This is a genomic window from Shewanella sp. MBTL60-007 (assembly GCF_019654915.1).
Lineage (GTDB): Bacteria > Pseudomonadota > Gammaproteobacteria > Enterobacterales > Shewanellaceae > Shewanella.
The window spans coordinates 18,409-35,120 of the sequence record NZ_BPET01000040.1; the positions used below are offsets into that span (position 1 = coordinate 18,409).

The window sequence follows — 16,712 nt, forward strand, 5'->3', positions numbered from 1 at the left end:
TTAACTAGCCGCAGAACCAAAAACCACGAGCATTCGATGCCACTGCGTTGGAAGGAACCACAACCTTTGAATGAGGGAACAGTTCTTTTGCAGCTTCTTTGTAAGCCGAAGCTCCTCCACCAGCAAGCAACACAGCATCAGCAGCCATACCTTCTTCACGCATAGACTTCTTCATAGGCGTTAATGCATTTGGAGCAACCTTAGACGCAGCCTTATCGAAGTACTCACTAAGAGGAACTTTCGAACCGTGTAGAAGCAATTCTTTCTTATTCGAGCGGATAGCTTTTTCGATTTTTTCTAATCCAGGTCCCGTACCATAGTCCTCTTGTATTAGTCTATTTAGTTCCTGTAGAAGAATAGACATTGCTTTCAGAGACGTACCAGAAGATTGATAACGTACCTCCCCCTCTTCGAGAGCGACCCAATCAACACTAAAAAACCCAGGGTCAATAACAACTGTTCGACCTTCATTTATGATTTCTAACAGTTCCTCATCATCGCAAGAACTAACCACATCCATATACGCTCCGGCAGGCTGAGGCACGACTACAACTGATTTCACCAGCACCTTTCTTTTAGGTGAAATTTGATGCTCACCAGTAAGACGTTCAACAAGTGCATCTCTCTTAGACTTATCCATAAACTGATCAACAGGAAGACCAGTTACAAGAACATCAATCTCTGAACGTCCGCTCAAAAGTAAGCCAGCTAAAAATAAAGCCTTATACGATTTGGTTGAGGGATAATCACCATGTAACTCTCTTTCCCAACCCTGCAATCGATCTGGCTCTACCCCAGCGACCCATTTTTCTCCGTCTATGTCCACCAGGATACAATTAGACGCGCCTCCCATTAACTGCTGAGGCATAAGCTCTGCTGGCCCAGCGCCTACAGGCAGAACTTCAACCTTAGGCTCTTCCCCCTTCTCTCCGTATGCAAGTTTTAAGTTTGAGTATCCAATATCTAGACCAAGAACAAACATGCCCCACTCCTATTAAATCAAAAAGTAATCACAAGATGGCTTTTAGATGCAATTCAGCCGATGAGAGACAATTTACATCACGACATTTACCAAGACCGCCTCCACAATTGCCCAAAAGGGGCGTTTAGATTGCTTTTCGATTAAAAAAACCAAAAAAAAGCAACAATCGAAGCATTTGCTCAAGACTCTTTAATAACCTCGCTGGTGTATAGTGAAATATTTATGAGTAGAAATCCTATATCTATCTGGATAAAACCGATACATAATCATAAAGATTGCAATATCTAGGATATTGGTAACAAATTATCCAGATAGATAGAGCGTTGACAAAAATAATTCACGAGCTATCGTAAGAGAGTACCTATCTATCTGGATAAAAGAGTTAAATCCTCCAGATAGATAGGTATTTGGATAGGAATTGGTTAGGAATTTTGCTATTAGCCACGCTAAAGCCAGCTCAGGAGCCTAAGAAATGAGTACGGATAAAACCAGTAAGAAGGCAAATATAGACTGGGATCTTTTGTTAGATCCCAAAAATGAGGATGAAAGATCTGAACTGTACCTTGATGACATTGAAGCAATATCAAGAGACTTTGTTCTAGAGATACAAACCGCACTAGAGCAAGAGATGAAAGTTCTTATCGTTGAAGCAAAGAAAAGAGCAGACGTACATTGGGCATCAAACAGAATAGCCAGAGAAGAAGAGGACGAAAATAATCAATGGCGATTCGGAACTAGGGCAAGAATGAATGGAAGAAGCCTATCTGCCGAATGGTTTTTAAACCGTTTCAAGCCAGATCCAAAGGGGGGTAAATCCCAAGTGTATTCAACATACCTCAAGAAAGGGACAGGCAATCAATACGACTTGTCAGCATTCAAAAAAGCCACTGACGATGAGTTCAAGTCCATAAAAATGACCGAAGAATACTACGCAGTGCTAAGACAACGCTCAAATGTACTAATGAAGATCCGTAGGCTTCTGAATGACTACGAAAAACTTATTGATAAGCGAAAGGTTGAACTATAAGAACAATGAACCAAGGAGACCAACATGAATTCTGTATCAGCCACTGAAATGGCAAAATTAGGCAAATGTGAAAAAATGATCAAACGATCACGAGTGAGTAAAAGGATCAACGAGAGAGCGCCTAGAAAGCTCTCTAACGCTTTTAACGGAACCAGTGATACATTGCGAGGTGAATTTGCTCACTTCTCCTATGAGAGTGCCACACAGCGCTTTATGACAGACAAACAAGTTAAATGCCGTCGTGTGCTGCAACTATGTTTAAGCGGTGCGTTCGCTATGGGATTGCTATCACTAGTAGCTTTATACGCAAGTTAAGCAAGGGTAATTTGCACTCACAAGACACAGAGGAATTGGTGTTAGTACAAAACTTATCCACTTTTTCTGTGGATAAAAACATCATTTGTCACCTCACAACAAACCTTACTGATACACAGAATTTGCACGTTGTTAAGAGCAGCATTGAGACACAGCAAAGGTTTTAATGTCAGAGTCGAAATAATGGCTTACATCCTCTCGGCTTACTTCCATTAGGTGATTACCCCCAAACACAACGCTGCCCTCTACAAATCACCAATCGGATACTAAACATGATTGCCAGGTAAAATTCGAACGAGACGAGAGCTCTAACAATGTCACAGCAGAACATAGCGTGACAAAACACAAATGACGCACCAGAACACACCAAGCCAATTAACATACAGACCCGATCAGTTAACCGATCGCGCCTTATGTCTATGAATCAATATCAAACCTACCCCAAAACCAAATTAGGGAGCTCTACCAATTAGCAACCTAAAAGACTCCAACAGTGCAGGTCCTAGAGTTAACGAAACCACTTGCTGGTCTTACGTTAATCCAGAAAATCAATGTGTATACTTGCCTTGCGGCCAGCTCAGAAGTTCTATTCTCAAGTATTGCGAGCTTTATTACCTTTGCAAACGCGGTATCCAGCTCACTATCGCCATACGATGAACGTCATAAAAAATGATGCAGATATGAATGTCTTGAAGATACCGAAGGATTTATGTAATGCTTGGTACTACCTAGTTGTGTTTCCTTCGGTCCATAGGAACTGCTTTGGTGAAAGCAAAGAAGATAAATAGCACTAGAGGCTAATCAATGAATTAGAACCCGGTTTGGTGATGTTTCCGAGCACCGAAATAACATCACACATCGAATCAAGACCGGATAGACAACTCAGAACCATTACTCGCCATAACCTCCACAATACCAAACAGAGCTAACGAAAGAACAAACACTCCAGCAAGCAGTAACATAAAGTACCCTATCTCTTTGACTGCGAACTTGAGAGCTGACAACAGAGAGACCTGTTTGCCGGAAATCTTTGAGTAACCCCACTGAAATGCCAGGAACGAAGCTAGGCCGCAAAACGCAACTATACCTGCAACAACCAGAGGTTGTTCTATCAAAACATCCTTATTCAGAAAGCCTTTTGAAATCGCTACTGAGAACAATCTACCAATCAAAAACCCAGCCCCCACAGCCACTCCACTGCGAATTAAGACGACCTTAAAAGACTGGGAATAACTTAGCGTTGTTCCGTTAGTACGCCGAGAAGTGTATTGCACCACCAGCGTGGATATAGCTAATCCAAAGAAAGTAATAACGACAAATTCCATACAAGGCTCTCCAAGCCAATTCTGAGCGTCCAATAAAAAGCATAGGACACTGATTTTCTTTAATCGACCGTACTGACATTTACTTTAACCAGCCGTGAATTAGTGTATTGCATCATCTTTATAAGGTCATATAATGAGCTTAAAAGGCAAACCGAAAACGGACTTGGCTTTTCAATGTGAAATATCGAAAAGCAACCCAAAGACGACATTTAGATTGAATGCTGGGTATGCATAAAAATAGATTGAATGCCGTCAAGAAAAGCAAAGTGCCTTTAAGGTAGTGTTTTGATAGATAAGGTAAAGTTGCATTGTTCACTAAAGGAACACAAAAGCAACCTAAAAACAACTTAGGAGTTAGGTAATGATAAATGGAAAACTAATAGGTTTAGGCGTGTCAATAATGTCGGTAATAATGACTGGTTGTGCGTCAACTTCCCAACCAGTGTCATACGATGAATCACACAGTCGTGCATATAACATCGCGCAGGCTGGTGGATTGTACGATGTAAGTGACAAATACGTCCCAAGAGAGAATTACGAGTCTTTGCAATTTGCAGGCAGCGCTGCGACAAACTCTCTTTTGTTTACCTCCTCCTTCGGTGCGAACCTAGATTTAACATCAGGGTTAGGATTGGGGCTTGTCACCTCTCTTTTAGAGCAGCCCGACACAGCATCCAGAAACAGCGTAATTGCATGGATGCCAAAGTCCGAAGCGTCATCCACCAAAAATGCTCAAGAAAAACTTTTGTCTGAAATGAAAACGGCCATTGAATCAACGCTAGAAGAAATGGGATTAGAGTATGAAGCAACAAATGGCAATTCCGAACGCAAAGTAGAGTTCTACTTTCACAGTGAAGAGTACGGTTGCCCCATATACAAACCAGGCATGACAAATGTGGATCTCTGCTACATAGCAACCGAAGTCTTTGAGCCCCGCGAAGCAAAGGCCCCTAGCTTTGTCGGAGTCGATGAAATTGATTCGTATGCTTTTGAATCAAACCACAGTGTTTACTACAACCGATTCCGAGTTACTCCCGGCAAAGGTAGCCATGTCCCAAGCGACAAAATATATTCACTTGTAAGCGGAAAACTTCCCTCTTGGGCTTATGTTTACGTAGCATCTGGGAACATACAGGTAGGTGAATCTAAATTTAAAACGCCTTATCTACTCGACAATGGCGAACCTCTATTGTTCATACACCCAGAGAACTAATTAGCTCTCCCCAAGCATTTTGCTTAGGGAGATTGCCTTTTTCAGGAGGTAGACATGCAGCAGCAGAAAGAACAAATTACACGCTCAACAATTTCATATAGAAACAAAAGAGCTAAAGAACAAATCCAGCACATACTCCAACTTGCCGAAAGGATTACCTCTGACGTCGAAAAGGAAAAACGAGAGTCCATGCATTTGTGTTTATGTTGCTATTACGCTCGTTCTCAACGAATAGGAGGAGCTGCGATAACATCAAAACCTTGTGGTGTTTGCGAAGAAACAATGCAGTTCGGCTCAACTGCTACTGATGCAGTCTGCGACAGCTGTGCAAAGGAACAGGGGTTATGTAAACAGTGCGGAGCAGACATTGAATTGGCGGAAAGAAGAAAGCCGTACCCTTTTGAGAATGAGATAAATAAAAAGGAACTTTCAAATGATCAATGAGGAATGGTTTTCTGAATTAGAAACAGTTCTGTTTGTGTTGGAGGACTGTCAGGTTGACTGTGATGGAATGACTTATCTAGTAAGCCATCTTCTGAAACAAGCCAACGTTGAACACTGTTGCATGTTCGGCTATGTAACAGAAAAGTCGTCAGGAGACGTAGTAACCCCTCATTGCTGGATTACATTGCCAGGAGACTACATCGTTGATCTCAGACTTAGAATGTGGCTTGGGGATTTCGATCATATTCCCCACGGCGTATTTAAATCAAGCTGCACACCAGATATCGTCTACGAAGGAAAAGGGCTAAGAGACTCAAATTTAGATGTAGACACCTTAGATATGATGTCTGACGGTAGACTTTCACATGTGAAAGTCCCCTCTTTGCTTCACTAGTGCTCCACCAGCTGCAATAGCCCCTTCTACACGGGGCTCTTCCCTGCCCTAAAAGTCTTTCACGCTACCCCTTCCCTCATACCGAACCTAAATGCTTAGTACTTCCTAAGTGGCTACGTGACAAATATTTAAGGGGCTATATAATGATACTATAAAGTAATCGAGAGTATCTTATGAATATAGTCTTGTTGTTAGTTTCACTGATTGTCGCTCCATTTCTAATTGCCAAAGTAGACCTATGGCGGAAAAAGCATTTGCATGAGGTGCTCAGCTGGTGGAGTGAAGAAAACATGCCAAAAGAGTTGAGAAACGCAACTCTGTTTCTTTGTGAAGAAGATGTGGCAACAACACTACCTGTACCTCTGCATGGAAGAGTTGATCAGGTTTTTTTATCAAAAAAGAAAGTCCTTATCCCTCTGGATACCAAGTTAAGGAAAGATAACAGGATCTTTGAATCGGATGTAATCCAGCTATCTGTATACCGAGTGATTCTTAAAAATCAATACAACTTAGAGGTATCCGATTACGGGTACGTTAGAACGGTTGTCCCACAGCCCGACGGAAAGAACAAGGTTCGTTACATCAGAACAAAGTTACTGAATGAAAAAAAAGTCGTCTCTCTCTACTACAAATATCAGGCTATTAGGCAAGGACTAATAAAGACGTCCTGTTCGTGTGAGGGATTGTTTCATTGAGTTCTCAGTTGCCCTTATTGGGCATGTTGCCGTGAGAAGCTTTTGCTGTTTATCCGTTACTCTCATGGCAAAGGAGGGCTTATGCCATTAACAAGAATCAATAAAGCAATGATGTTGCTGATATCTATCGGCGGAGTAATTGCTGGTCTTGCAGGTAAACCTATCGTCGCCTGTACAGCATTAGGGGTAGTTCTTTGGCTTGCGGCCAAGAATGGAGGCTCAAACTCCATCATAGAAATCCGCAAAAAAGCAGCCAAATCAGCGTTCGACAATATGGATCTTGTCATTGATAACAAACGCTGGCTCGGGAAGGATGCAACGGTTGTTAAGGTTTCAAACATCACTGCGGCCAACGAGATAAAAGTGCCTTGGAACCTACAAATTCTTGCTAAATCGGTCAGAGGCACTTGGTTCACTGTAGATATGAGTGTGATTGGGAAAGACCAAATCCTAATCATGGCAATTAATGAGATTGATGAAAGCACAGTCAAGCGTCTGTTAGCGAATGATCACGACTTATACCGTCAATACTTCGGTGAACCAGAGTTGGCGTAAGGAGCGAAATGTGGAAAGAACTCAAACACCAGAAAAAAGTGAAGAAAACCTTAGTAACAAGCCATTGAATCAAGCTGGCTATGCTCAATGCCTGTTTATCCTTATCCAATCAGTGCTTTTCCCTGAGCTTGGCGCTGGTGGAGCAATGATCGCTGCCTTATGTGCAATGATGCCTTGGATGGTTATGTACGCTAAAAAAATGCCAGCACGAGTATTCGGTATGGTCATGGCATCTCTACTGCTAACCCCCTTCTATTCAATGCTATGCCTATTTGTCTTGAAGGTCATTGGAGTTGGAGTGTAGTGCGCATGGATCTATTGGCCCCATTCCTAATATCCGACTTGGAGAGACATGGCGCGAGTCAAGAGCTTATTCGTAATGCACAAAGCTTAAAACACTCGGCTTTCCGTTATAAACAAAAAGATATTGAAGAGCTGTCCAGAAAGCTTGGTATAGAAAGCCAGGAGTTGATGGATGGGCATGTTCAATATATGACTTCAAGATTCACGAGGAAAATGAGCGGCATCATTTCATCATACCTAATGAAAGATACCGGACATTTCGCTATTCAATGTACAGAGCTTTGCCGAGAAGCAGAAGCACTTAGCCTTAAACGCAACCGCGAAGGAAAGCTGGTTCCGTATAGTGCAGCAAATGCTGTGGCTGTTGATCGAATGCTTGATGTCGTCATAGCCAGGGCAACGGAGCTTAAAAATAGAATAGCGGATGAGTTCTTCAACGCAGAAACTAGCTCTGTCTTCATAGAACAAAGAGAAGCTGGCACATTTTGCCCAGAAAAAAAGACTAAAAAACGTAAAGCAAGGCGAAGAAAGAGTTCACCTATTTACGTCAAAGGAAAACCCTACGCTAGTTTAACCGAACTGGCCCAACAAACTGGTAAAGCAGAAAGGACTCTCTATTCAAGGATTAGGGATAAAGGGCTATTAAAAGCCTACCAAACCAACACTATGACAGATGAGAACTGGAACTCAGTCTTATCTGAACCACCAGCTCCAAACAAGGGCCCAAAGGCGGCCAACAAACCTATCACCTATAAAGGTGATTCCTACCCCACGTTAAACCATCTAGCCGAAGCCGCTAACTTAACGTACTCGGCTCTCTACCAGAGACTTCGACATCGAGAATTATTGGAAAAGGCACGATGTAACGAGCTTTCAGATATGGACTGGGAAAAGGTACTCAACGCTATTCCCCCTAATCGAAAAGCCGATGTTGAAATTGTGATAAATGGCAAGGGATACCCTTCCGTTGCGGCAGTCGCTACTAATTTCGGGTTAGCGGAATCCACGTTATCAGAGAGGTTAAAACAAGCCGACAAACTTGAATTAGCGAAAGAGAACAAATTAACCGAGGAAGAATGGGAGCTGTTTCTGGTTCCACCTCACCCAGGTCGAAAACAAACCACAACTAAGGAATAAACATGAGTGAAAACAATAAACCAGAAGCATGGGAAAAAGACATGATTAAAGATCTGGTCTTTACCCTCCATAAGGAACAGGTAAAAGACAGAAGATGGCGAAGAGGGATTCAGTTGATTCGCTCCCTTGGCTTTGTCCTTATGATAGTTGCATTTCTAACCGTAGCTTCAAATCCAGGAGGACTACCTTGGCAGACATCCAAAGCTGACACTCCACATGTTGCATTCATTAATATCAAAGGAGAAATCGCTGCGGGTTCACTTGCAGATGAAGATCATCTAATACCTTCCATTCAGGCTGCTTTCAAAAATCCCCATGCAAAAGCTGTCGTTCTACGAATAAACAGTCCTGGTGGAAGCCCTGTGCAAGCAGGTCGAATATACGAAGAGATTCAAGCTCAAAAAGCAGAATACCCAGAAAAACAAGTTATCGCTGTAATTGATGATATCGGTGCATCTGGTGGCTATTACATCGCCGTGGCCGCAGACAAAATTTATGCGGACAAAGCAAGTATGGTTGGCTCTATTGGTGTCATCAGTTCTGGCTTCGGATTTACCGGGCTCATGGAAAAATTGGGTATTGAAAGACGAGCTATAACATCTGGTGAAAACAAAGCTTTGTTAGACCCATTCTCCCCTCTTTCAGAAGAGATAACTAGCTTCTGGAAGGAAGTGCTATCGAAAACCCACCAGCAGTTCATCGAGCGAGTAAAAGAGAGCCGTGGTGAACGACTCAAAGCCGATCCAAAAGTGTTCTCTGGATTGATCTGGAATGGAGAGCAAGCACTTGAGATTGGGTTAATTGATGGTTTAGGAAGCCTACACTCTATTTCTCGCAATGTTATAGAAGAAACAAACCTCGTTGATTACTCACCAAGTGAAGACATCGTTAAGCGCTTAACACAACGCGCAAAAATGGAAGCTTCAACCCTGATTCATGAATTGGCAACTGTAAAAGTTTACTAAGGACAAAATGTAATGTCAGAACAAACCACACCACAACAACAAAAATCATTCAGTCCAATGCAGAAAAAGCTACTGGCCGTTGGTGCTGCTATGACCCTAATTTTGGGAGCGTCTGTCGCTACAGTGGGATATCAAATTTACCAGACCAAAGAGTTGCTCATTCAAGAGCGCGATTCTCTCCAGTCGAAGATTACTCAACTAGAAAGTGACTATCGCTTTAAATCAGAAGAGCGCTTTAACAATGCAGTTCAAAAAGCACTGGAACATTTCGTTCAACAGAAACGCGAACAGGATATTCAGGCTAAATACGCAAAATACGAATCAGCTCCCGAACAAGTGCCTGACGATAAACGCATATATGGAAACCTGAACGCTCGATTCACGCTGGTGGAATTTTCTGACCTGGAGTGTCCGTTCTGCAAAAAATTCCACGACACACCAAAAGAAGTGGTGGATGCAAGTAACGGGAATATCAACTGGCAATGGAAACATCTGCCATTGAGTTTTCATAACCCAGCGGCAGAAAAAGAAGCGTTAGCAGCGGAATGTGTTGCTGAACAAAAAGGCAACCGTGGATTCTGGGTGTTCTTAGACGAAGTATTTGCCAAATCACAAGGCAATGGTGGTGGAGTGCCTAATTTGGCAGAAGTTATTGAGAGTGTTGGTGCCGATGCTTCCCTAGTTCGAGAGTGTTTAGCTTCTGGCCGTTACGACCTGAAAATAGCAGCAGATGTGAAGCAAGCTACTGAAAATGGCATTTCAGGTACACCAGCGACTTTCATCGTAGATAACCAAACTGGGAAAACTCAGCTTATTCGTGGGGCACAGCCATCACAAGCTATCGCGGCCATCATTCGAAAAATGATGATTGAATCCGAAAACAACTAACAACAGAGGATGTAATTGATGTTAAGAAGAACAGCTTTAGCAGCTGCTCTACTATCAGTGTTGGCAGGATGTGGTGGTTCCAGTGGAGGCACTGGAACTACTTCCAATGGCAATGGTAGTGAAAGCAATAACCAAGACAACTCAACAGAAACAACAACGGTCGCTAAGCGAGAATGGCAAAAAGAAGTGTTACTGAGCTCTCCAACAAGAGATGCAACACTTCCTGTCATCCAGCTACAAAACGAAAATGGTTCGGCTGTTCTATACAGTGCCTGGGTCGAAGAAGCCAACAATGACAAACCGGATGAGCTATATGCTTCTGTAGCCCCTATCGAAGACTATGCGAATGGCAATGTACCTAACAAAGTCAAGATAAGTGCCGATATTGGTGAAATACTAAGATCAGACTGGCAACCATTCATTGTCGATGAAAACCACTACAAGAGCTCTGTTCAAATGAGCCTTTCAAATCATGGTAATGCCTATATTACATGGGTACAGAGAGACAATAGTAACAACCAGAAACTGAACGTTTCCTATTACGACGCAACAACACAAGAATGGTCCCCACCATTAGAAGTTGATCATGTACTTATGACTGACGCGGCAGCTACGAATGAGGAAAGTCGAGTAAAAATCACCGACAACACTCTCTTCACTGACCCGTCAGGACAAAGCATCGTTATCTGGCAAACTCCGATTTTTGGCTCCGATACAAATGCATTGGCAATAGCCTGGTTAAGCAACGACGGCACAAAAGCCAATATCATTGCAACGACAGAACTTTCGAGAAATATAAAAACAAACAGTGACGGTGAAGTTAAAAGTGCTATCTCGATACATTCAGTAGAAACTTCTCCTGGCGTACTTGAAATCCTAAGTATCGAAAAGGGCGCTGATGATGAAAATGATGTCCTAGCCAAACATACCGTCAAACTTGGTCCATTCAATACGCCTGTAGTGGAACGCAGCGTTATTGATGATGATGGAGTCAAGAGTGGTTTAGCATCTATCAACACTAACCTTACTAGCTATGCGCTATGGTCTGAAAGCCGAGGGTCGGGTTCTTCTGACCTAATCGGCGTAACATGGCGTAATGACAACAATGGTTACTCTCCTATCTCAGGCATTCCCAATATAAGTGCCGATGCAGGGCAAGCTAGCTTAACCAGTACCAATGGAGATGTTCATGCTGTGTGGCGTCAACGCGACAATGTTGTTGGCAATACCATCAGAACAGAGAAGCTAATGTTTGCCACATTAGAACAATCCATAGCAAGTAACGTCACAGAGCTCAATTCAAACGGTGCTATATATCCACGTTTGTTTTCTGGAAATGACGACAAGTTATATACAACTTGGAATGGCGAGTACTTCCATATCAAAGAGGCATACATCGAATCTGGAGATATCCATTGGCAAGAAACATATCGTCCATCCTGTGACCCAACAACAGCGATTGATGACCTCTTGTGTGGTCTAGGTGTGCGGGAACGGTACAGCGCGATGGTCGATGGAGATTATGGTGCAATGTCATGGCTGAAAGATGTAAATGGCACAAAGTCAGTATTTATCTCTATCAGCACAAATTGACTTTCACATGTGAAAGCGGCCCCAGTAATTGGGGCCTTTTTGATTGGAGACTACTAAGTCCCCATCCAAAAAGGGCTTCTGGTTCAACGATGACAGTATCCGTCACAGCTATGGATCGGAATTAAATGAAAAAACAACCTAAAAACAACTTTCACATGTGAAAGTGGAATAGGTAAGGAGTGTTATGAAACCACAAATGATGATAAAAATGGCAGCAGCCTACATGATGGCATCAGCTGTAATTTGGAGTGCTGGAGTATGGTTACTAGAACTACCCTCGCCTCTTGGTACTCAAACATGGACGACGTGGTTGGGAGGTCCAATTTTAGTTCTAGTATGCGCATCTTTCATTTCGTACTTGCTTGTAACCTATCACTCAACTGGATTGCTCTTCACTAAAATTTGGATGCTGTGCAATGTCTGCTTGTCTGGGTACAGCCTATTCATGACGTTCAATGATCTAATGCTGGCTGGTGGATGTTTAGCGATTCTCTTAGGGTCTCTTTGGTTCTTGAAGGAACTGGAGCGACCAGAAATGAAAGGGGCCTATACCGCTATTTCGGCATTACACAAACAAATGTGGAATGCTCTATCAGGACAACAGTAAGGAATTAATCATGCTTAAAAAAATTCTAACTACCACCCTTCTCTACTTCGTTTTTAATGCACCAATTATGGCTGAAACCTTTTATGGGAAGGTGGTACGAGTCAGCGATGGTGACACTATAAAAGTCCTCACAGATGCCTCATGCACTGGCACCTATCAGTGTACCGATGGTAAAAAAGAACACCGTATTAGACTTGCAGAAATCGACACACCCGAGTCGAAACAACCCTGGGGAAAGAAAGCAAAACAAGCCCTTCTTTCTATAGTGGGTGGGAAAGTCGTTCGTGTAGAACAAACCGACGTTGATCGTTATGGCCGCATTGTTGGTCATATCTACGTCGATGATTTGTGGGTAAACGGACAACTGGTAAAAACGGGTAACGCATGGGTATACAGGCGGTATGCAAAAAGCACTGAACTGTTTTCTTACGAGCAAGAGGCAAAACAGAATGGTGTAGGCTTATGGGCATTGCCGGAGGCAGAAAGAATGCCACCTTGGGAATGGAGACGTAAAAAGTGAAACTATCCATTAACAACCAACTGGGTAGGGATGTAAGCACATTGGCTTTGAATGTATTTGGTATTTTTGTCTATATCAGCCTGATCCGGATATACCTCCACCAGCTGACGCTTCCAGAGCCACTACTTTTTGCTCTTATGTTCTCCCTTGTATTCAATATCTACTATGAGTTTAAAGCGGGGATATCCCGCTTAACCCATGTAAGAATACTGTGTACCATCATTATCTTTTGTGTTGCGGCATTCCTTGCCCAAGAGATTAGAGGTGTCTATCTAACAACTATGACCGAACTTACAAACTACGAGAACGCAGAAGAACTCATAGGGCAAGAGTACTTAAAAGCTGCTCAAAATAGAGTTGTTGGTTACGGTGGGTGTTTTGCAGTTGGTTTGGTAACGGCGAGAATGTTGCTCTACAAAATCTTAGTTAACGTGGCAAGTAGAGTTTTGGTATTGCCTAACTATCGCGGTAACGTTTGTCCAATGTGCCAGCAACCGACACAAATCCACTAAATCCTCAGCCGACTTTCACATGTGAAAGTCGGTACTTCATCATATCACCTGACGATAGAAGCCCTTTCTCCACAAAGCATTTCATCAAAGACATACTCAAAAAAAATCGCTCTCGCTCACTAAGGTTCAAAATGTTGGCGTTATGCATTTCACGATATGCAATTACCGTCATCATACTTGCTTCAAGCGGTTCTGCTTGGCCTATTACTGCTTTAATGTCTGGCAGGCTATCTAGATCCACGCCAGGCACAGCTTCGTGCAGTGTATTTAATTTAAACACTAATATTTACCCAATAAATAAGTTGCTTTCAAAGGTTCACGATAAGTAATAGTTAATATAGTAGATCTTATCAATGAACATAAAATGTTCTGTCAGAACATCGCAAGGATCTCATTATAGATAAAGAAGATCCAACTCGCACTTTCACATGTGAAAGTCTGTGGCATAAGTTGGCAGGAATCTCATATTTTACAAAACGTTACCCTAGCTAAGTCGCCATAAACTCAACAATGAATCACTTTAAAGAGCTCCCATTATCCAATTAGTTCAATTCCATCGAAGAGATATACCGACATCTCTACAGGATTTAGATATTGCCATTTCATTTAAAGAACTATAAAATGATTCTATGAATTATTAATATTGGTCTGGAGCATAAATGAAACCAAACATGCAGGGGCAGCTGGAGCTTTTCCATGTGGAAGAAGCTTATGCACAAGCTGATGGTCCAATGACCAATGCCGAGCTATATGCGAAGGTAGCAAGTATAGCCGGGCTATCAGAGGCTGAAATCAATACTAAAGCCGAAATCGGCAAAGCCAAGGCACAACACAGCCCTATCAAAAGAAAAATTCGTTGGTTTCAGCAAACATTAAAGTCCATGAATATCATCCAAAAAGTGGACGGTGAGCGTGGCGTATAGAAGCTGGCAAACAAAAATAAAAAAGGGCTTCATGAAGCAATGGGCGAAGTAAAGCTTGTCGCATATTCAACAAATCTAGGCATCGCTATTTGGGGAAATAGCAAAAAGGTATTCACAGAGCTTGGAGAACCGATCCACCTTTGTGTGACATCCCCTCCGTATCCTTTAAAAATCGAGCGCGGGTATGGGAATGTTAGTGAACAGGCATGGGTGGACTTTATCACCGAGTCTTTGGAACCAATTGTAGAAAACTTGGTGCCAGGGGGTTCTGTGGTACTCAACGTGAGTAACGACATTTTTGAAAGTAAACGCCCTTCGCGTTCAACTTACCTTGAACGTATGGTCTTAGCTCTAAATGATCGATTAGGGCTTTCATTAATGGACCGTTGGCCCTGGATAAACACATCCAAGCCACCAGCTCCAACCCAATGGGCTTGCGTTAACCGTATGCAGCTTTGTTCCGCGTGGGAACCTGTTTACTGGTTTACGAACGATCCAGACCGAGTTCGCTCTGATAACCGAAGAGTTTTGGTAGAGCACACTGAGCAACATAAGAAATTACTCGAACAAGGGGGCGATAGTCGTATCGCTACTTACGGTGATGGTGCTTACCGATTAAGAGGGAATGCCTTTTCCAATAAAACGCAAGGCAAGATCCCTAAAAACATAATCCAACGAGGTCATCGTTGTGCTGATACATCAGCAGTAAGGAAGATAGCCAAGGAATTGGGTTTACCACCACACCCTGCAATGTTTCCTACAGACATTCCATCATTCGCTATTGAGTTCCTAACCAATGAAGATGAGCTGGTGGTTGATCTCTTTTCTGGTAGCAATAAAACCGGACTGGCAGCGGAGAGAGCGGGGCGACGTTGGGTTGCATGTGACTTAATTTTAGAGTACGTGCGAACACAAGCTGAGTTGTTTAGCTCGTTTGCTGGCTTTTGGATGAATCCTGCTTTGGCCTGTGTCGGTCGAAGTGTTAAATAAACTCGTGATTACTGGAGAGTACATTATGAACAAACCTTCAAACACACCAAGCACACTGGTTGTATCCATGCTTTGTATTTTAGTCCTGGCTCTGGAGTTTGCTGCTGTAACCCATTTTACTGGTTCTACTTCACCTTTAGATTGGGATCGCATCACGCTTATCTCCGTTGCTTATTTAGCCGCAAGCACCATCTTAGGTGCCACATTTTGCTTGGTTAAAAGCAAGTTGCGTTTCAATACTCTGCAACATCAAAAAAATCTGGGATAGCAAGAATGCCAGAGCAATGTGATAAAGCAGGACTAAGCCGTTGGTGCAATAACCAGGATGTTCGACAGGTTCAGCAAAGGGCCTGTCGTACATATGTGTAGTGAGTATGATTTCGACCATGCTGTTGGTTATATCGTTCAAGTACGAGAGAAGCGTGACGCATATGGCTCTGAACAATATCTTGTGCGTCATCCAAATGGAGAGCTACACACACATGAAAACCAATCCTTCTGGCTACTAAACGAAGAGCATCAAGGGCAAGCTTTAGCTTTATTTGCCCAAAAGCCAACAGAAGAGGGGAGCGATACTGTTTACACGGTAGCCGAAGGTTTTCCAGAATCCGGCTATATCATTCCTTTTAAAAAAGGTGCGCCAGAGAGCGAAAATCAGCATCTAACTATGGCAATTACTATCACGGAGAACAAATAGAATGGACCCTAAAAAGAAAGAGCTTGCGGAAATGTTCATTCAGAGTTGTATTGAGCAAGGCTTAACTATGGACGAGTCAGCTGAATTGTCAGCTCATATACTCATATCAGCTGTTAGTGCAAACGGGAAAAGTCATACGAGAATTGAGATTGCCAATCTCGGCTCAGTGGAAGTAGATTGCTAAGGGCTCTAGGAGGCAAGGATGGCTCCTAGAGAATGGCAAATCCATTGCCAGCGATATCAAAGTGTTTGTTCTTCATCACCAGACCAGAAGAAGGATTAACTATAAACCGTTGCTTTTTAATAGCAGGAGTATTTGGAACGCGCTTGATTGAAGCTGTGGCCGAAAAAACAACAAACGCCAAAAGAGCAACTACGGCAACCTGCCATGAAAAGTAAGCTACGCCAGACCAAAAGACGACCATTACTACTGCATTTTTATGAACAAGCCTAAGCAGAGGCATCAACCAGAAAACAACCGCTACGCTGATTACAGCCAAACCCCATTGATTATCGTTAGTTTCAATCATAGCAACGCCAAGAAGAATCACTGCTAAAGCAACTAGGTTAAGTATGTGTCTCATTTTTCGTCTCCTTAATTGACTCTGGAAAGCTATCTCGGCATCA

The 16,712-nt window shown here is 42.7% G+C and carries 23 protein-coding genes; 19 read left to right on the top strand and 4 right to left on the bottom strand.

Going from position 1 to position 16,712, the window contains the following annotated elements; genetic code table 11:
* Window positions 1–4 precede the first annotated feature (4 nt).
* The gene (locus K5Q92_RS15370) at window positions 5–982 is read right to left on the bottom strand and encodes a ParM/StbA family protein (protein ID WP_014386841.1); all 978 of its coding nucleotides are present in this window, start codon (window positions 980–982) and stop codon (window positions 5–7) included.
* A 472-nt stretch (window positions 983–1,454) separates the two neighbouring features.
* On the opposite strand from K5Q92_RS15370, the gene mobI reads away from it, so the two are divergent.
* Both mobI and K5Q92_RS15380 read left to right on the top strand, forming a co-directional pair.
* Complete coding sequence (gene mobI / locus K5Q92_RS15375; RefSeq protein WP_014386842.1) at window positions 1,455–2,009, top strand: conjugative transfer protein MobI(A/C); 555 nt, start codon at window positions 1,455–1,457, stop codon at window positions 2,007–2,009.
* A gap of 24 nt (window positions 2,010–2,033) precedes the next feature.
* A complete protein-coding gene (locus K5Q92_RS15380; RefSeq protein ID WP_014386843.1) occupies window positions 2,034–2,324 on the top strand; it encodes a hypothetical protein in 291 nt (96 codons plus the stop codon).
* 863 nt (window positions 2,325–3,187) lie between these two features.
* Here K5Q92_RS15380 and K5Q92_RS15385 read toward each other — a convergent pair.
* Window positions 3,188–3,649 carry a hypothetical protein gene (locus K5Q92_RS15385; RefSeq protein ID WP_014386844.1) on the bottom strand — a complete coding sequence of 154 codons (462 nt, stop codon included), beginning with the start codon at window positions 3,647–3,649 and terminating at the stop codon, window positions 3,188–3,190.
* 361 nt (window positions 3,650–4,010) lie between these two features.
* On the opposite strand from K5Q92_RS15385, the gene K5Q92_RS15390 reads away from it, so the two are divergent.
* The 13 genes from K5Q92_RS15390 to K5Q92_RS15450 all read left to right on the top strand — a co-directional run bounded on the left by K5Q92_RS15390 (window position 4,011) and on the right by K5Q92_RS15450 (window position 13,475).
* Window positions 4,011–4,862 carry a hypothetical protein gene (locus K5Q92_RS15390; protein ID WP_014386845.1) on the top strand — a complete coding sequence of 284 codons (852 nt, stop codon included), beginning with the start codon at window positions 4,011–4,013 and terminating at the stop codon, window positions 4,860–4,862.
* A gap of 54 nt (window positions 4,863–4,916) precedes the next feature.
* The gene (locus tag K5Q92_RS15395) at window positions 4,917–5,306 is read left to right on the top strand and encodes a hypothetical protein (protein ID WP_014386846.1); all 390 of its coding nucleotides are present in this window, start codon (window positions 4,917–4,919) and stop codon (window positions 5,304–5,306) included.
* A 67-nt stretch (window positions 5,307–5,373) separates the two neighbouring features.
* Window positions 5,374–5,700, top strand: coding sequence for a hypothetical protein (locus K5Q92_RS15400; protein WP_235618392.1), 327 nt, complete (start codon window positions 5,374–5,376; stop codon window positions 5,698–5,700).
* Window positions 5,701–5,873: 173 nt separating this feature from the next.
* Entirely contained in the window at window positions 5,874–6,395 is a 522-nt protein-coding gene (locus K5Q92_RS15405; protein ID WP_046224252.1) for a hypothetical protein, read from the top strand.
* Between the two features lie 81 nt (window positions 6,396–6,476).
* Window positions 6,477–6,950, top strand: coding sequence for a hypothetical protein (locus K5Q92_RS15410; protein WP_014386849.1), 474 nt, complete (start codon window positions 6,477–6,479; stop codon window positions 6,948–6,950).
* 10 nt (window positions 6,951–6,960) lie between these two features.
* Window positions 6,961–7,254: a hypothetical protein gene (locus K5Q92_RS15415; protein WP_014386850.1), complete on the top strand. Its 294-nt coding sequence runs from the start codon at window positions 6,961–6,963 to the stop codon at window positions 7,252–7,254.
* Window positions 7,255–7,259: 5 nt separating this feature from the next.
* Window positions 7,260–8,390 carry a hypothetical protein gene (locus K5Q92_RS15420; RefSeq protein WP_014386851.1) on the top strand — a complete coding sequence of 377 codons (1,131 nt, stop codon included), beginning with the start codon at window positions 7,260–7,262 and terminating at the stop codon, window positions 8,388–8,390.
* A gap of 2 nt (window positions 8,391–8,392) precedes the next feature.
* Entirely contained in the window at window positions 8,393–9,355 is a 963-nt protein-coding gene (gene sppA, locus K5Q92_RS15425; protein ID WP_014386852.1) for a signal peptide peptidase SppA, read from the top strand.
* Window positions 9,356–9,367: 12 nt separating this feature from the next.
* Window positions 9,368–10,243 carry a DsbA family protein gene (locus tag K5Q92_RS15430; protein WP_032073044.1) on the top strand — a complete coding sequence of 292 codons (876 nt, stop codon included), beginning with the start codon at window positions 9,368–9,370 and terminating at the stop codon, window positions 10,241–10,243.
* A gap of 18 nt (window positions 10,244–10,261) precedes the next feature.
* Entirely contained in the window at window positions 10,262–11,836 is a 1,575-nt protein-coding gene (locus tag K5Q92_RS15435) for a hypothetical protein (RefSeq protein WP_032073045.1), read from the top strand.
* Between the two features lie 184 nt (window positions 11,837–12,020).
* Window positions 12,021–12,443: a hypothetical protein gene (locus K5Q92_RS15440; RefSeq protein ID WP_017086025.1), complete on the top strand. Its 423-nt coding sequence runs from the start codon at window positions 12,021–12,023 to the stop codon at window positions 12,441–12,443.
* Window positions 12,444–12,453: 10 nt separating this feature from the next.
* The gene (locus K5Q92_RS15445; RefSeq protein WP_041154785.1) at window positions 12,454–12,963 is read left to right on the top strand and encodes a thermonuclease family protein; all 510 of its coding nucleotides are present in this window, start codon (window positions 12,454–12,456) and stop codon (window positions 12,961–12,963) included.
* Window positions 12,960–13,475: a hypothetical protein gene (locus tag K5Q92_RS15450; protein ID WP_032073046.1), complete on the top strand. Its 516-nt coding sequence runs from the start codon at window positions 12,960–12,962 to the stop codon at window positions 13,473–13,475. The genes K5Q92_RS15445 and K5Q92_RS15450 overlap by 4 nt, the downstream gene beginning before the upstream one ends.
* Window positions 13,476–13,479: 4 nt before the next feature.
* On the opposite strand, the gene K5Q92_RS15455 is transcribed toward K5Q92_RS15450, so the two are convergent.
* Window positions 13,480–13,755, bottom strand: coding sequence for a hypothetical protein (locus K5Q92_RS15455; protein WP_032073047.1), 276 nt, complete (start codon window positions 13,753–13,755; stop codon window positions 13,480–13,482).
* 379 nt (window positions 13,756–14,134) lie between these two features.
* Here K5Q92_RS15455 and K5Q92_RS24260 point away from each other — a divergent pair, with 379 nt between their 5' ends.
* From K5Q92_RS24260 to K5Q92_RS15470, 4 genes are read left to right on the top strand one after another with little or no spacing between them, the layout of a single operon-like run.
* On the top strand, window positions 14,135–14,398 hold the full coding sequence (locus tag K5Q92_RS24260; protein ID WP_226977602.1) for a hypothetical protein: 264 nt from the start codon (window positions 14,135–14,137) through the stop codon (window positions 14,396–14,398).
* A 39-nt stretch (window positions 14,399–14,437) separates the two neighbouring features.
* The gene (locus K5Q92_RS15460; protein ID WP_046224247.1) at window positions 14,438–15,388 is read left to right on the top strand and encodes a site-specific DNA-methyltransferase; all 951 of its coding nucleotides are present in this window, start codon (window positions 14,438–14,440) and stop codon (window positions 15,386–15,388) included.
* Between the two features lie 25 nt (window positions 15,389–15,413).
* On the top strand, window positions 15,414–15,656 hold the full coding sequence (locus K5Q92_RS15465; protein ID WP_014386860.1) for a hypothetical protein: 243 nt from the start codon (window positions 15,414–15,416) through the stop codon (window positions 15,654–15,656).
* A 57-nt stretch (window positions 15,657–15,713) separates the two neighbouring features.
* Window positions 15,714–16,085, top strand: coding sequence for a hypothetical protein (locus K5Q92_RS15470; protein WP_180827199.1), 372 nt, complete (start codon window positions 15,714–15,716; stop codon window positions 16,083–16,085).
* Between the two features lie 209 nt (window positions 16,086–16,294).
* Here K5Q92_RS15470 and K5Q92_RS15475 read toward each other — a convergent pair whose 3' ends face one another.
* The gene (locus K5Q92_RS15475) at window positions 16,295–16,669 is read right to left on the bottom strand and encodes a hypothetical protein (RefSeq protein WP_052715035.1); all 375 of its coding nucleotides are present in this window, start codon (window positions 16,667–16,669) and stop codon (window positions 16,295–16,297) included.
* Window positions 16,670–16,712: the final 43 nt, after the last annotated feature.